Source organism: Duganella sp. AC917 (assembly GCF_979258245.1).
Genome location: NZ_OZ409848.1, coordinates 903,168 through 918,233, shown reverse-complemented (window position 1 = coordinate 918,233; position 15,066 = coordinate 903,168). Strand labels below are relative to the sequence as shown.

Genomic DNA, 15,066 nt, shown 5'->3' with positions numbered 1-15,066 from the left:
GTGCGCCCCTTAGCTCTTGGCAGCGGCGGGAGCGGCCGGAGCCCCGGGAGCGCCAGGCGGCGGCGCCGGAATCGGCATGCCCTTGTCATCGACCTTGAGCTGCTGCGGCGTGACCGGCGCGCCGGGCATGGCGCGCAACAGGCCGTCGACGATCACCAGTTCGCCGGCTTTGACGCCGGTGACGGCGCGCATGCCGCCGATCAGCGCGCCGGTCTTGACCTCGCGCTGATCGACGATGTTGTTCTTGCCGACGACAAGCACCACCTTGCGCGTCTGGTCGGTGCTGATGGCGCGGTCCACCACCATCGTCGCCGAGTACTTGCCGCTGCCGACCAGCTGAAGGCGCGCGAACAGTCCGGGCGTGTACAAGCCATCCTTGTTGTCGAACACGGCCCGCCCGCGCATCGACGCGGTGGCCGGATTGAGGCGGTTGTCGACGAAGTCCATCTTACCCTCGTGCGGGAAGCCCTCCTCGTTGGCCAGGCCGAGGCGCACGCTGTTGGGCGTGTCGCGCGACGAGCCGCGCGAGCCTTCGCGCGACGAGCGCATATATTTAAGGTAGATCGCCTCGCTGGCGTCGAAGTAGGCGTACACCCGGTCGCTCGACACCACCGTCGTCAGCACCGGATCGCCGACGCTCACCAGGTTACCCTCGGTGATATTGGCGCGCGAGGTGCGGCCGGTGACGGGCGCGGTGATGTTGGTGAACTCCAGATTGAGCCTGGCCTGCACCAGCGCCGCCTCGGCTGCCTTGACGTTGGCCTGGGCGCTCGCCAGCGCCGCGCGCAGCTGATCGATTTCCTGCTGGCTCACGCCGCGCACCGACACCAGTCGTTCGGCGCGCGCCAGTTCGGTCCTGTTCAATTCACCCTGGGTTTTCGCGGCCAGCAGCTGCGCCTCCAGCCGCGCCGCCTCGGCGGCGAACGGGCGCGGGTCGATGGTGAACAGGCGCTCGCCCTTCTTGACCACCTGCCCCTCGCGGAAATGCACCTTGGTCAGCATGCCGGCCACGCGCGAACGGATGTCGACCGTGTCCGGCGCTTCCAGCCTGGCCGTGAATTCGTCGAACTCCTGCACCTCGCGCTGGACCACCGGCGCCACCGACACCGGCGGCGGACCACCGCCGTGCTGGCCGCCGTCATCGCCCTTGCCGCAGGCCGCCAGGGTGAGCACGAGGCCGCACATGAGGGAGGTTTTCGCCCAACGCGAGCGTGACAGTACGGCCAGAGTTTCCATCGTCGACTCCAAAAGGATGACAAGCGGTGAGTTGCTGGTTGATACTAAATTAAGAGTTGAATTCTGACAAAAAATTAATGGCCTGTCATCAACTTTGAGTAAAAAGGACTACAGCGCTCGGAAAACGCTGAATATCGTCTGGTTTCGTGTCCTACCCGGCCCCAAGTGCCACTCCTACGCCGCAGCCGATGTCCCGTGACAGAATCATCACATCGAGACAGGAGAAAAGACATGCCACAAAACGGCCCCGTGCACCTGAAAATCTACCGCTACGACCCCGACAGCGGAGAGCCGCCCCGCATGCAGGATTACACCGTGGAGGCTGGCTACAAGGGTACGATGGTGCTCGACCTGCTGATGCACATCAAAAGCGACGTCGACGACAGCCTGTCGTTTCGCCGCTCGTGTCGCGAAGGCGTGTGCGGCTCGGATGCGATGAACATCAACGGCAAGAACGGCCTGGCTTGCGTGGCGCCAATCTCGGAGACGCGCCAACCGATCATATTGCGACCGCTGCCGGGCGTGCCGGTGGTGCGCGACCTGATCGTCGATCTGAGCGAGTTCTGGATGCAGTACAACTCGATCAAGCCCTATCTGGTCAACGACGACCCGCCGCCCGAGCGCGAGCGCCTGCAATCGCCCGAAGACCGCGACAAACTAAACGGCCTGTACGAATGCATCCTGTGCGCCTGCTGCAGCACCGCCTGTCCCACGTTCTGGTGGAATCCGGACCGTTTCGTCGGCCCGGCCGGACTGCTGCAGGCCTACCGCTTCATCGCCGACACGCGCGACAGCATTCCGTCGGAACGGATCGACGATCTGAGCGACGCATACCGGCTGTTCCGCTGCCGCACCATCATGAATTGCACCGACGTTTGTCCGAAGGGACTCAATCCGGCGGCTGCGATCAGCAACATCCGCGATCTGCTGGTGCGGCGCATGATTTAGTCGTGCGCGAAGCGGGAGGAATTGACGCAGATCAATTTTTTTGACTTCAGACTTCGCACACCTACTGCTGCGACGCCGTCGCGCTGTGCGACAGCACGGTGTGCGCGATCTCGTACGCGATGCTCACCAGCCTGATACAACAGCGCAGCGACCTGCTGCTGCGCTTTCACGCGCTGTTCGGCACCGAGCTGGCGCGCCAGCAGAAGAATATGCTATTGCTCGGCAACGCCAAGGCGCCGCAGCGGCTGGCCGCTTTTTTGATGGACCTGGCGACCGGCCACGAGGCGCCGGAGCCGCCGGCGGCGGCGTTCGAACTGCGCATGTCGCGCGACGACATCGCATCCCACCTGGGTCTCGCGCTGGAAGGCGTGAGCCGTCAACTGACGCAGTTCCGCGCGGCCGGCCTGCTGGAAGTCCAGACGCCGCATCGAGTTACTCGACGCCGATGCCCTGCGGGCCATCGCCATTTCTTCATAGAAGACAGCATTGAGCCGGACCGTTTACGGGCTTTCGCTCTGGCGGACGATGTCCAGGAAGGCGGCGACTAATTTACTGCTTTCGCCGTTGCGCGTGACCGCCACCACCGTGGTGCTGGAATGGATATCGCGCACCGGGATGAAGGCAACGTCGTTGCGCTTGTTGTCGGCGATCGAACGCCCCACCAGGGTCGCGCCCAGCCCCGCGCTCACCAGCGCCAGTGCGGTGTAGATCTCCACCGCGCCATATGCGACCTTCGGCTCGGCGCCGCCGGCAGCCTTCAATATCGCCACGATCTGCTGCCCGAAGGGGCTGAGCGGATCTTTCGGGTACAGGATGAACGGCACCTCGGCCAGCGCCGCTGCCGTCAGCGATTTGCGTCGCGCCAGCGGATGATGGACCGGTAGCGCCGCCACCAGCGGATCATCCAGCTTGACCGCGTGCGTCAGATCGTCCGGCGCCTCGAAGTCGCCGATGAAACGCGACAATCCTACATCGATTCGGTTTTGCCGCAATTGCGCCGGTTGGTATTCGGACAGCGCCTCCACCAGGTCGAGCTGCACCTGCGGATACGCCGCGCGAAACCGCCGTATCACTCGGGGCAGCAGCGAGAAAGTCGCCGAACGCGTGAATCCGATCGATAGCCAGCCGCCGCTGCCGCTGGCGATGCCGCGCGCCTCGCTATCGAGCCGCGACATCTGCTGCAGCAGCTCCTTTGCGCGCGGGTAGAAGAACTTCCCAAGGTCCGTCAGGGCCATCGGCCGCCGCGAGCGGTCGAACAACTCTCCACCCAGCTGCGACTCCAACTGCGCCAGCTGCATGCTGATGGCGGTCGGCGCGACAAACAGGCGTTCGGCGGCATTGGCCGCACTACCCGCCTCCACCACTTCGCAGAAGTACCGCATCGTCTTTATGTTCATTTTTATTGATCCTATACTCAATAATCGATGTTTGATATCTAAATCACTTTATATAAAACTCCTTGCATGGTCAACAAGGAGACAAAAATGAACCATCCAATCACCGCCGAACTGCTGGCGCAGGCGCGCGGCCTGACGACCGCCGAAATATCCGACGCGCTCGATTTCTTCAAATTGTCTGGCAGCGCACCTGGCATCCACGCCATCGCCGGTCCCAAGCACATCGTCGGCATCGCCTTCACCGTGCGCTTCGCGCCGGTCGACACCAGCGTCCCCGGAACCGTGGGCGACTACCTCGACGACATGCCGGCCGGCGCGGTCGCCGTGCTCGATAACGGCGGCCGGACCGACTGCACCGTCTGGGGCGGGATCATGAGCCAGATCGCTGCCAGGCGCGGCATCGCCGGCACCGTCGTCAATGGCGTATGCCGCGACACCGCCGAAGCCGACCAAGCAGGCTACCCGCTGTACGCGGCCGGCCGCTTCATGCGCACCGGCAAAGACCGCGTGCAGGTCGACGCCGTCGGCGGCGCCGTCACCCTGGGCGACATCCGCGTCGTCGCCGGCGATCTGGTGGTGGCGGACCAGGATGGGGTTGTCGTCGTCCCCGCCGCCCGCGCATGCGAAGTAATCGGGCGCGCGCTATCGATGCAGCAGATCGAACAACGCATCGTCGCCGCCGCGCTGGACGGCATGCCGCTTTGCGAAGCGCGCCGCCGCTTCGGCTATCACACGCTGCAACGCCAGCCCCAAACATAAACCAACGAAAAGGAGACACCCACCATGAGCCAGATCAGTCCCGATATCAGTCTCGATACCCTGCGCGGCTTGCGCGAGCTCGGCGCCGCCACCGTGCACGAAGCCCAGGGCGGCAAAGGTGCGCTCGACAGCGGCATGAAACCCATCGACGCCGCCATGCGCGTCGCCGGCCCCGCTTTCACGGTCGACGCCCGCCCCGCCGACAACCTGATGCTGCACTACGCCATGCTCAAGGCCAGGCCGGGCGACGTGCTGGTGGTCGACGCCAAGGGATTCCTCGAAGCCGGTGTTTGGGGCGACGTCTTCACCGAGCAGGCCTTGAAGATGGGCCTTGCGGGACTGGTGATCAACGGCGCCGTGCGCGACGCCGCCGCCATCATCGCCGCCGGCTTCCCCGTGTTCGCGCGCGGCCTGTCGATCAAGGGCACCGGCAAGCACCAGCCGGGCCGCATCAACGTCCCCGTCGTTATCGGCGACGTGGAAATCCAGCCGGGCGACATCGTCATCGGAGACCAGGACGGCCTGGTGGTCGTGGCGCGCAAGGACGCGGACGCGGTGCTCGCGGCGGGCCGCGCCCGCGAAGCAAAGGAAGCGGCCTACCGCGAGCGGATCAGAAACGGCGCCACGACCGTCGATCTACTGGACCTTGCCGAGACGTTGCAGCGCCTGAATTTGCGCTAATCCCAGCGATCCATAAAAACACAACAAACCAGGAGACATCATGCATAGCAAATCCATGACGGTGGAGGGCACCGTTCGTCCAACGAAATACCGCTGGTTCGTCGCCGCGCTGTTCTTCGTCATCTACACGATCGCCGCCGCCGACCGCGCCAACCTTGGCGTCGCCCTGCCTTTCCTGCGCAAGGAATTTGCGATGACCAATACCGAAGCCGGTGGCCTGGTCAGCCTGTTCCTGATCGCCTACGGACTGGCGCAGCTGCCATCGGCCTGGCTACTGTCGCGGTTCGGTATCCGCAAGGTGTTCACGATCTCGATGATACTGACGTCGATCGCCACCGGACTGACCGGCATGGTCGGCTCCCTCCTGGCGTTGAAAGTCTGCCGCCTCGCGCTGGGCGTGGCCGAAGGACCACTGCCGATCGGCGTCACCTCCACCATCAACAATTGGTTCCCGGCGCGTGAAAAAGGCACGGCCACCGGCATCTTCCTGTCATCCGTCAAATTCGGTCCGGTGATTACGCCCATCCTCGGCGCCGCGATCATCGCCGCATGGGGATGGAAAGAGGTGTTCATCCTGTTCGCCATCCCCGGCGTTTTCCTGTCGGTGCTGTGGTATTTTTTGGTCGCCAACCAGCCATCGGAGAGCCGCTTCGTCAACAGCGCGGAACTGGCGTGCATCACCGACGATGGCGTCGGCGGCAATAGCCGCAGCCAGGGCGCGGCGTCGAAACCGATTCCATGGCTCGACAAACTGATACGCGTGCGCGACGAAAAGGTCTTGGACACCACCGGCGGCGTGCTCAAATCGTGGAACATCATCGGCTGCGCGCTGGGCTACTGCTGCCAGTTGGGTATTTCCAGCGTGCTGCTGGCATGGATACCGACGTATCTGCTGACGGTCAAGAACTTCTCGGTGATGAATATGGGCTTTGTGGCGGCGGCGCCCTGGGTCGGCGCGGTGGTCGGCAACATCCTCGGCGGCCTGTTCGCCGACCGTGTACTCGACAAGCGCCGCAAACCGGGCATGCTGATTTCCGCAGCGTCGACGGCCATCATGATGTACGCCTTGATCAACGCGCCGGCAGACCCGGTCACCTATGGCTTCCTGCTGTTCCTGACCGGGATCTTGCTGAGCATAGGCTACTCCGCCTACATGGTGTATCCGATGGCGTTCGTCTCAAAGGAGAAATTCCCCACCGCGAACGCGGTGGTGAACATGGGCGGACAACTGGGCGGCGCCGCCACCCCGTGGATCGTCGGCATGCTGCTCGATAGCCTGGGCTGGGACTATGTGTTCGGCTTCATGGCCGCGATATCGTGCCTCACCTTCCTGGTGGTGCTGACGATTTCGGAGCCGTTGAAGTTGCGTCAGTAATCCCGGGTCATCGTACCTTGATGACGACCTTCCCCTTCGACCTGCCTGTTTCGACGTATGCCAACGCTTCCCTGGTCTGCGCGAACGGGAACACGCGGTCGATCACCGGGCGGATGGCGCCGGCGTCGATCAGTTCCGCGAGCTGCCGCAGCTGCTCCCCGCTGGCGCGCATGTACAGGAAGGAATAGCTGACGCCGGCCGCCCGGGCCTTGCTGCGGATGCCGTAACTGAGCATGCGCATCACCAGCCCCACCAGCGGGTTCACGCCGCGCGCCTTGGCGAAGTCGGGGTCAGGCGGCCCGGCGATGCCGACGACTTTCCCACCCGGCTTGATTACGCCCAGCGATTTTTTCTGCGTCACGCCGCCCTGCGAATCGAGCACCAGATCGTAGTCGCGCAGCCGCAGCGAGAAATCATCCTTCTTGTAGTCGATGACGATATCGGCGCCCAGCTGTTTGAGCATGGCGGCGTTGGCCGCGCTGGCGGTCGTCGCCACCGTGGCGCCCACATGCTTGGCCAGCTGGATCGCGACCGTCCCCACCCCGCCGGTGCCGGCGTGTATCAACACCTTCTGTCCCTTCTTCAAATGGCCTTTTTCGATCAGCGCCTGCCACGCGGTCAGGGCGACCAGCGGCATCGCCGCCGCCTGTTCCATCGAAAGCGTCTTCGGCTTGAGCGCCAGCGCATCCTCCTTGATCGCGATGTATTCGGCAAACGTGCCGATGCGGTTGTCGTCGGGCCGCGCATACACTTCGTCGCCGACATTGAAGCGCCGTACGCCAGCGCCCACCCGGACCACCACGCCGGCCATGTCGTTGCCGAGGATGAGCGGCATGCGATACGGCAGCAGCAGTTTGAATTCGCCATCGCGGATTTTCAGGTCCAGCGGGTTGACGCTGGCGGCGTGGATCTGCACCAGCACGTCGTCCTCCCCCAGCTCCGGCTCGGGCATTTCGCCGGCGCGCACCACATCGGCCTTGCCGTAACGGTCAATAATGAATGCCTTCATGTCTCTCTCCGATGATCGTTTTTATTCCAGCACGGCGGCGACAGGGGCCACCGCCGGCTGCGCATCGAGCTTCATATCCTTGCGTATCGCCGCCTCCACCAGCGCGGCCGGTGCGAACCGTCGCAGCGCCCGCAGGCGCGCGGCCACCGCACCCGCCGTGTAGCGCACTTTCGGACGCGCGTCGCGCGCCGCCTTCAGCACCGTCTCGGCCACCAGCTCCGGGCGGTCGGCCTTCGCCATCGCTTGCTTCACGAAGTCCGCCAGCGAGGCGCGCAGTGCGCGGTACTCGGGCAGTTGGGCGTCGGCCTGCAACTGGTTGGCGTCGAACGGCGTATTCACATACGCCGGCTCGATCAGCGACACGCGCACTCCCTGGGTGCGCAGCTCCTGGTCCAGCGACTCCGAATAGGCTTCGACCGCATGCTTGGTGGCGCAATACAGCGCCGCATACGGTATCGCCACCAACCCGAGCACGGAACTGATGTTGAGGATGCGTCCCTCGCGCTGGCGGCGCATGTGCGGCAGCACCGCGCGCGTCATGCGCACCAGGCCGAAGAAGTTGGTATCGAAAATGGCCTGCGCCTGTTCCATGCTGCTTTCCTGCGCGGCCGCCGGCGCCACGCCGAAACCGGCGTTGTTGACCAGCAGGTCGATGCGCCCGTGACGGCTCATCACCTCGGCCACCAGCGCCGCCACCGATGCATCGCTGGTGACGTCCAGCGCCAGCATCTCGAACCCGCGCTTCGCTGCCGACGTCCCCTTGCGGCTGGTGCCATAGACTTTATAACCGGCTTGGGCCAGCAACTCGGCCGTCGCCTCGCCGATTCCCGACGATGCGCCGGTAACGATTGCAATCTTGTCGTTCATGGTGATTCCCTCATTGCGTGGCCATTGCTGGCGGCCGGTACAAAATATGACGATCGTCATATTATTCTTTAAAAAAAACGGCCGTCATGGCCGCTGCCTGGCGGACGATATCAGTCGCCCACCGGTGAAAAATACTTGAGCGCCGCGTCCCGCAGCGATGTCGCCAGCGCCGGATCGTCCACCGCCCGCGCCAGCACCACCGTGCCGACCATCGCGCTGATCCTCACCATCGCCTCGTCGTGGGCGCTGCGACCATCGCCTGCGGCGCCGTCTTTCGCCATCTGGCCCGCCACCATATCGATCAACTGCCGGATGTGGCGGGTGGCCACGTGCCGCACCTCCGGCGCCTGGCGATGCATCTCCGAGCCCAGCGCGGAAACCGCGCAACCCTGTTCGACGCCGTTCAAATGTTCGTCCGACAGATACGCCTGCGTTAGCGCCTGCACGCCGTGTCCCTGCGGCGCGGCCTCGAAGACCTGGGCCGTCCACCCCAGCGCCTCGGCGCGGGCGCGGTCCGCCGCTTCGGCCAGCAACGCTTCGCGCGAGTCGAAGTGCGCGTAGAAGCCGCCGTGCGTCAGACCGGCTTCCTTCATGATGTCCGCCACGCCGGTGCCGTCATAGCCACTGCGGCGTATCACCCGCGACGCCACTCCCACGATGCGCTCGTGCGTCACTTCCTTGCGGGCCTGGGTCGCGCGCGTTTGTGGGGCCTTGGCCTTGGCTTTGGCTGAGGGTATGGACTTATTCGGCATGACGATCATCATATACCATTTTCCGACAACGCGCCAAGCCGGCGTTATTGTGATGATTATGCTTGGGCGGGCGGCAAGACGAAGTCGGGATACTTCTCGCGCAGCGCATCGAGCTCCGACAGCGTGCCGGACAAATGGCGGCGCACCTCGTTGCGGGCCAGCTCCGAGTCGCCGGCGGCGATGGCGCCGGCGATCTGTCCATGGTCGTCCAGGATCCGCTGCGCCTTGCTGTTGAGGGGCAGATGCAGGCGGCGCAGCCGATCCAGGTTGCCGCTCAGGCGCCGCACCAGATGCCACAGGTCGGCAACGTCGGCGGCCATGTACAAGGTCTGGTGGAATTCGAGGTCGGCGCGGGCGAAGCTTTCCAGATCGCCGCGCTGAAGGGCCAGGCGCTGGCGCGCCAGCAGGTCGGCCAGTTCGCCGTCCAGCGTCGGTGGCCGGCGCCCGCACAACTGGTGCGCCGTTTCCAGCTCCACCGACAGCCGCAGCACGTGCGCCTGCCTGGCCGAGGTCAGGTCGATCGCGCTCACACGCGTCAGGTGCTGGGGATAGATATCCACCAGCCGCTCCTCCTCGAGGCGCAGCAGCGCGTCGCGGATCGGCGTGATGGACAGCTTGAAGTAATCGGCCAGTTGCTGCCGCGCGAGCACGGTGCCCGGCTCCAGCACATTGGTGACGATCTTCTCGCGCAGATGTTCAAACACTTGCGCGGTGGCGTTACGCGTGCGGTCCAACAAAAAAGCGCCTGGCAGCGATTGCAAAGCCATAGAGGGGGGACTGGCGGGTGATAAGGGCTCATATATTAACATATCAGCATCGGTATCCAGCCCCTCGAGCGGCGTCACGGCGCCCGGTAAAACTCGATTTCGACGATGGACAGCACGCCTTTCGGCGTGGTGTTGGCGCCGGTGTCGACGATCGCCTGATTCGCCACCTCGGTCATCTTGACGGTGTTGCCCTCCTCGGCCACGCCGTTCAGCTCCACCTTGACCACGCTGCCACGGCGCGGCTTGAGCGGCAGGGTCACGTAGCCCAGGCTTTTCGGCGTCATGCCGGAGAAGACCTCCTCGCCATCGACCGAGATCCTGATCGGGTAGCTGCGTTCGCGCCAGCCGGACAGCTTGAGCGCGACCTCGCTTAACGTGGCCGGCTGCGCCAATCGATACGTGATCGCTGGCGCCCCCTCGCCCGGCTTGCTGACCCACTTGGTGGTTTCGTCATCGTCGTAGGAGTTGGCCACATCGGCCGCGTTGCTGGCCGCTTCGGCCGATGCCGGTTGCACCGCCACCCGCGTCACCTTGTACGACGGTGTCGCGGGCGTCGGCCCGCGCTCCAGATGCAGCGGCAAGTCCGCTCCCGGCATACGCTGCGACAAGCCGTTCACCGATGCCGCCGGCAGCGACGCGAGCGACAGCTCGGCGCCCACCAGACCGGGCGCGCTGGCGCGCACGACGACCTTGCCGGCCTGCGTGGCGCTGCGTATCAGCACCCGGTTGACGCCACCCTCGACCGGCAAGGTCTTGGCCAGCACGTGGTTATTGGGCCCCTGCGCAATACCGCCCCGCCATTCGGCCGGCCCTTGCAGATCGAAGCTGACGGTATCCAGCGCCACCGGATTGCGGCGTCCCTGCGCATCGAACACCTCCACCTGCACCAGCGCCAGATCGGCGCCGTCGGCCTGCCAGCCGGACGGCGACACGATAGGCGTGAGCTTGAGCGCGGCCGGCGCGCCCGCCGTCGCCAGCACGGCTTCGCATACCTGCTTGCCGGCGGCGTCGAAGCCGAGCGCTTTCAATTCGCCCGGCTGCCACGCCACGTCGTCGAAGGTGAACAGGAACCGCTCGCTCTGGCGGCCCTGCCCGACCGGCTTGCCGTTCAAGCGCAGCTCCACCTTGTCGGCGCTGGAAATCACCGTCACCGCCTTGCTGGCGCCAAGCTGGTAGTTCCAATGACCGACGATGTGGGCGCGCGGCTTCTCGACATCGACCCAGCCATCCCACATGACCTGGTGCGCGTAGAAGCCGTCCTTCGGTATGCGCATCGCATCGACCTCGCCGCTGCGGCGGTAGTTTTCGGCGCCGCGATGGTGGGTGTTACTGTCGGAGAAAATGATATTCACGCCGCCCGACGACACCCGCGTGCCGGTGCCGGGCCGTTCGCGCCAGTAGTCGTACCAGCGCTTGACGTTCTCGATCGCGTGGGTGTCCTGGTTGCGGTTGTAGATGCTGGCGTCCTGCCCCTTGTGCAGCGGACCGTCGCCATCCTTGTGAAACGGCGGCGTCAGAGTGTCCCAGAACTTGCGCGCGCCCTCGTCGCGGGAATACTCCATGGCCCACATCGGGATGCGCGCGCTCTTGTTCACGTACAGCATCTCGCCGCCATATTCGGCCACCTGCTGCACGCGCGCGCTCAGCATTTCGCGGCTGCCGGAGGCGCGTCCGCCATGCGGGTCGAACTGGTCGCGCAGCGCCTTCATCTCCAGCATGTGCGCCTCGCTCACGCCACGGTTGCCGCTCTCGTAGAAGATGATGCTCGGGCTATTGCGGTTGTAGACGATCGCGTCGCGCATCACTTCAATGCGCTGCTCCCAGCGCCGGCCGGTCACGTCGGCCTCCGAATCTCCCGCCGGCATGGCCTGCATCAATCCAAGCCGGTCGAGCGATTCGACATCCTGCTTCCACGGCGTGATATGCATCCAGCGTATCAGGTTGGCGTTGCTGGCCAGCGCCAGGCCGTTGCTGTAATCGCTTAGCCAGGCGGGCACCGACATGCCGACCGCCGGCCACTCGTTGGAGGTGCGCTGTGCGTATCCCTTCATCTGCAGCACCCGGTCGTTCAGCTTGACCATGCCGTCGGCGAAGCCGGTCTTGCGGAAACCGGTGCGCGTCGTCAGCTCGTCGACCGGCTTGCCGTCGACCTTGAGGATGGTCTGCACGTCATACAGATAGCCGTAGCCCCAGCTCCAGAAGTGCAGATCCTTAACCGGCGCGCTGGCCTTGACGACCGTCGTCGCACCCGGCGCCAGCGTCTGCGCCGGCGAACTGAAAGCGGCCACCTGTCGCCCTTCCCGGTCGCGTATGCGCACCTCGTAGGTGAAGGTGCGCGGCCGGTCGTATTCGTTGCGCACCTGCGATTCGGCCATCACCGTCGCCCGGCGTGCGGGAATATCGAAGTCGCTGGCGTACACGTAGACGCCGGTGGTGCCCAGGCTCGAATATAGCGGCAAGGTCTGATACAGCTTGTCCGTCACATGCAGGCGCACGTTCTTCGACAGGCCGCCGTAGTTGGCGTTGAAGTTCTTGTCCGACCATTGATAGCGCTGGCCGGTGGCCTTCTCGCGGTAGTCCCAGCTGTTATCCGTGCGCACGGCCACCGTGTTCTCGCCGTCGACCAGCGCGGCGGTGATGTCGAAGCCGAAGGCGTTGATGCCGTTCTCGTGCAACCCCATGCGCTTGCCGTTGACGGTCACCTCGGCGGCCTGGCGCGCGCCCTCGAATTCGAGGAACACCTTTTGTCCGCGCACCGACGCCGGCAAGGTGAAACGCTTGCGGTACCAGGCCACGCCGGTCGACTGGTCGACGATATCCTTGGCAAAGGCGTCGTCCTCGTTCCAGGCACGCGGCAAGGTGACGCGCTTCCACGCCTGGTCGTCGAAGCCGGCTTGCGCGGCGTCGGCCGGATCGGCGACGGCGAGACGCCAGTCGGAATTGAAGTTGTAGGTCAGGCGCTCGGCCTGCGCCGGGAACGGCAACGCGATGCAGCAGGTGATCAAGAACGCCGGCAGGGTCGTGGCCGGGAAACGTCGACGGGTCATATGCGCTTTCGATGGGGATAGGGCCGACACCACGCCGCCCGCACTAAAATATTAGCATTTTAGTGCGAACAGAAAAGCCCTCCTGACGCATTGATCAACAAGCTGAGCAAAGCGCCGTCGGCACCACCGGCTTACGTGGCCATCACGTCGTCCAGCAACTCCATCAGCTTGCCGAAATTGACCGGTTTGACCAGATAGCGGTCGAAGTGGCCTTTGCCGCCGGCCTTTTCTTCGACATTGCCGTAGCCGGTGACCGCGATCAGCCGCGCCCCGGCCGTGTGGGCCTGTTCGCGCAGGCGACGCGCCAGTTCGTGGCCATCGATGTCCGGCATGCCGATATCGAGCAGGAACACGTCCGGCACCCGCTCCGCCGGGATGGCCAGCGCCGCGCGCGGGCTGGTCATCTCCTCGACGCTATGGCCGACCGCGCGCAGGCAGGTGGCCAGCGTCCACGCGGCATCGGCGTTGTCGTCGACCACGACGATGCGCAACGCCTGCTCCGTGTGCGGGGCCAGCCCGCCGGCGGCGCCGTTGTCCGCATCGACCACCTGATGGCGCGGCAGCCGAACTTCGAACACGCTGCCGGCGCCGGTGCCGCCGCTACTTGCGGTCACACGCCCGCCGTGCAGCTCGACCAGGCTTTTGACGAGCGGCAGGCCCAATCCCAGCCCGCCCTGCGCCCGGTCCGGCGTGCGCGCCCCCTGGACGAACAACTCAAACACGTGCGGCAGCAGGTCGGCGGCGATGCCGGCGCCGTTGTCGGCCACCGCCACAACCACTTCGCCGTCGTCGACACGCAGCGCCAATTCGATCGCGCCCCGGACCGGGGTGTATTTGGCAGCGTTGTTGAGCAAGTTGGCCAGCACCTGCACCAGCCGCTTTTCGTCGCCGATCACCTGCGCCTGCTCATAGGTGATCTGCGTGCTCACCTTGTGACCGCGCGTTTCGATCAGCGGGCTGACCTGTTCCATCGCGGCGGCGACCACCTGCTTGCAATCGACCACGGTTTTGCCCAGCTCCACCATGCCGCGCGTGACGCGCGAGACGTCGAGCAGATCGTCCAGCATGGCCGACATATGCCGCGCCTGGCGCGACAACACCTCGCTCATGCGGGCGATGCGCGCCGGCTCGGGCGGCGCGATCGCCAGCAAATCGGCGGCGGCGGTGATCGGCGCCAGCGGATTGCGCAGCTCGTGCGCCAGCATGGCGAGGAACTCGTCCTTCTGCTGGTTGCTGCGCGCCAGCTCGGCCTGGATGCGCTTGGTGTCGCTGATGTCGATGGTGATGCCGTCGAAGCGGGTCGGCGCGCCGTCGCGGTCGTAGTAGGCGCGGCCCTTGGCGCGCAGCCAGCGCTGGCGTCCGTCGGGCGCGAGCACGCGGTACTCGACGTCGTAACCGGTCCTGTTGGCGACGCTGGCGTCGACGGCGGCGCGCGTGTGCTCGCGATCGTCGGGATGGATCAGGCTGTAGAACAAATCGAAATCGATGTCGGCGTCTTCGGGCAGGAAGAAATGCTCGTTGCACTTGTCGTTCCAGTAGATTTTAGCGAGCGGCATGGGGCAGTAGAACGTGCCCAGTTCACCGGCCGCGACAGCCAGCTCCAGGCGTTCTCCCGCCTCGGTGGCGCGCGCCTCGGCCATGCGGCGGCGGCCCTCGCCTTCGCGCATCAGTTCGGCCAACTGCCGCAAGTCCTGCAACGAACGTGTCAACAGCGCCGGCTGGCTGCTCACGGCCGGCCCCTCCTCGCTCGCCAGGATGGCCGTCAGGTCGTAGACACGGTGCAGGATATAGCGTACCCCGCCGTCATCGCAGTGCACCGGAATGTTGGTCGGCAGCCAAGACTTGACGACAAAGCCGTCGCCATTCCGGTCCGGCACGTCGTAGCGCTGCACTTCCATCGCGTGCGTGCGTCCGGTGCGCACCACCGAATCAAGCGAGGCGCGCAACCGCACCGGCCCTTCGGCTTGCGGGGTATCGCCGGGAAACGCCTCAAACAATGGCCGGCCGATCAGATCGGCACGGCTGGTCAGGGTGGCGGCGAGGTATTCGTCGGAGGCGTGGAGGATAACGAAATCCGGACTGGTGTCGAGCACGAGGATAGCAAACGGCAACGCTTGCACGATAAGGGAAGTCTCAGGCGTCATGCGGATTTCTTTGAAGAATGCAGCGTTGACCGTACGCTTTATTGGGTACAGGAAAGTGTCTAATTGTAGCATTCGGGCACTCAA

Annotated in this window: 13 protein-coding genes; 5 read left to right on the top strand and 8 right to left on the bottom strand. The window is 65.0% G+C overall.

Going from position 1 to position 15,066, the window contains the following annotated elements:
• Positions 1–9 precede the first annotated feature (9 nt).
• On the bottom strand, positions 10–1,236 hold the full coding sequence (locus ACZ0BA_RS04105; protein ID WP_463450062.1) for an efflux RND transporter periplasmic adaptor subunit: 1,227 nt from the start codon (positions 1,234–1,236) through the stop codon (positions 10–12).
• Positions 1,237–1,467: 231 nt separating this feature from the next.
• Here ACZ0BA_RS04105 and ACZ0BA_RS04100 point away from each other — a divergent pair, with 231 nt between their 5' ends.
• Positions 1,468–2,184, top strand: coding sequence for a succinate dehydrogenase iron-sulfur subunit (locus tag ACZ0BA_RS04100; protein WP_463450061.1), 717 nt, complete (start codon positions 1,468–1,470; stop codon positions 2,182–2,184).
• A gap of 98 nt (positions 2,185–2,282) precedes the next feature.
• Positions 2,283–2,732, top strand: coding sequence for a Crp/Fnr family transcriptional regulator (locus ACZ0BA_RS04095; protein WP_463450060.1), 450 nt, complete (start codon positions 2,283–2,285; stop codon positions 2,730–2,732).
• On the opposite strand, the gene ACZ0BA_RS04090 is transcribed toward ACZ0BA_RS04095, so the two are convergent.
• A complete protein-coding gene (locus ACZ0BA_RS04090) occupies positions 2,685–3,581 on the bottom strand; it encodes a LysR family transcriptional regulator (RefSeq protein ID WP_463450059.1) in 897 nt (298 codons plus the stop codon). The two genes, ACZ0BA_RS04095 and ACZ0BA_RS04090, sit on opposite strands and share 48 nt — an antisense overlap.
• Positions 3,582–3,668: 87 nt before the next feature.
• Between ACZ0BA_RS04090 and ACZ0BA_RS04085 the strand changes: the two genes are divergently transcribed.
• From ACZ0BA_RS04085 to ACZ0BA_RS04075, 3 genes are read left to right on the top strand one after another with little or no spacing between them, the layout of a single operon-like run.
• Positions 3,669–4,340: an RraA family protein gene (locus ACZ0BA_RS04085; RefSeq protein ID WP_463450058.1), complete on the top strand. Its 672-nt coding sequence runs from the start codon at positions 3,669–3,671 to the stop codon at positions 4,338–4,340.
• A 24-nt stretch (positions 4,341–4,364) separates the two neighbouring features.
• Positions 4,365–5,021 carry a 4-carboxy-4-hydroxy-2-oxoadipate aldolase/oxaloacetate decarboxylase gene (locus ACZ0BA_RS04080; RefSeq protein WP_463450057.1) on the top strand — a complete coding sequence of 219 codons (657 nt, stop codon included), beginning with the start codon at positions 4,365–4,367 and terminating at the stop codon, positions 5,019–5,021.
• A gap of 40 nt (positions 5,022–5,061) precedes the next feature.
• Positions 5,062–6,396 carry an MFS transporter gene (locus ACZ0BA_RS04075; RefSeq protein ID WP_463450056.1) on the top strand — a complete coding sequence of 445 codons (1,335 nt, stop codon included), beginning with the start codon at positions 5,062–5,064 and terminating at the stop codon, positions 6,394–6,396.
• A 7-nt stretch (positions 6,397–6,403) separates the two neighbouring features.
• Here the strand turns inward: ACZ0BA_RS04075 and ACZ0BA_RS04070 are convergent, their stop codons facing one another.
• The 6 genes from ACZ0BA_RS04070 to ACZ0BA_RS04045 all read right to left on the bottom strand — a co-directional run bounded on the left by ACZ0BA_RS04070 (position 6,404) and on the right by ACZ0BA_RS04045 (position 14,982).
• Positions 6,404–7,405, bottom strand: coding sequence for an NADP-dependent oxidoreductase (locus ACZ0BA_RS04070; protein WP_463450055.1), 1,002 nt, complete (start codon positions 7,403–7,405; stop codon positions 6,404–6,406).
• Between the two features lie 21 nt (positions 7,406–7,426).
• Positions 7,427–8,272, bottom strand: coding sequence for an oxidoreductase (locus ACZ0BA_RS04065; protein ID WP_463450054.1), 846 nt, complete (start codon positions 8,270–8,272; stop codon positions 7,427–7,429).
• A 110-nt stretch (positions 8,273–8,382) separates the two neighbouring features.
• Complete coding sequence (locus tag ACZ0BA_RS04060; protein WP_463450053.1) at positions 8,383–9,036, bottom strand: TetR/AcrR family transcriptional regulator; 654 nt, start codon at positions 9,034–9,036, stop codon at positions 8,383–8,385.
• A gap of 44 nt (positions 9,037–9,080) precedes the next feature.
• On the bottom strand, positions 9,081–9,758 hold the full coding sequence (locus tag ACZ0BA_RS04055) for a GntR family transcriptional regulator (protein ID WP_463450052.1): 678 nt from the start codon (positions 9,756–9,758) through the stop codon (positions 9,081–9,083).
• 107 nt (positions 9,759–9,865) lie between these two features.
• On the bottom strand, positions 9,866–12,838 hold the full coding sequence (locus ACZ0BA_RS04050) for a glycoside hydrolase family 2 protein (RefSeq protein WP_463450051.1): 2,973 nt from the start codon (positions 12,836–12,838) through the stop codon (positions 9,866–9,868).
• Positions 12,839–12,969: 131 nt separating this feature from the next.
• A complete protein-coding gene (locus ACZ0BA_RS04045; protein ID WP_463450050.1) occupies positions 12,970–14,982 on the bottom strand; it encodes a PAS domain-containing hybrid sensor histidine kinase/response regulator in 2,013 nt (670 codons plus the stop codon).
• Positions 14,983–15,066: the final 84 nt, after the last annotated feature.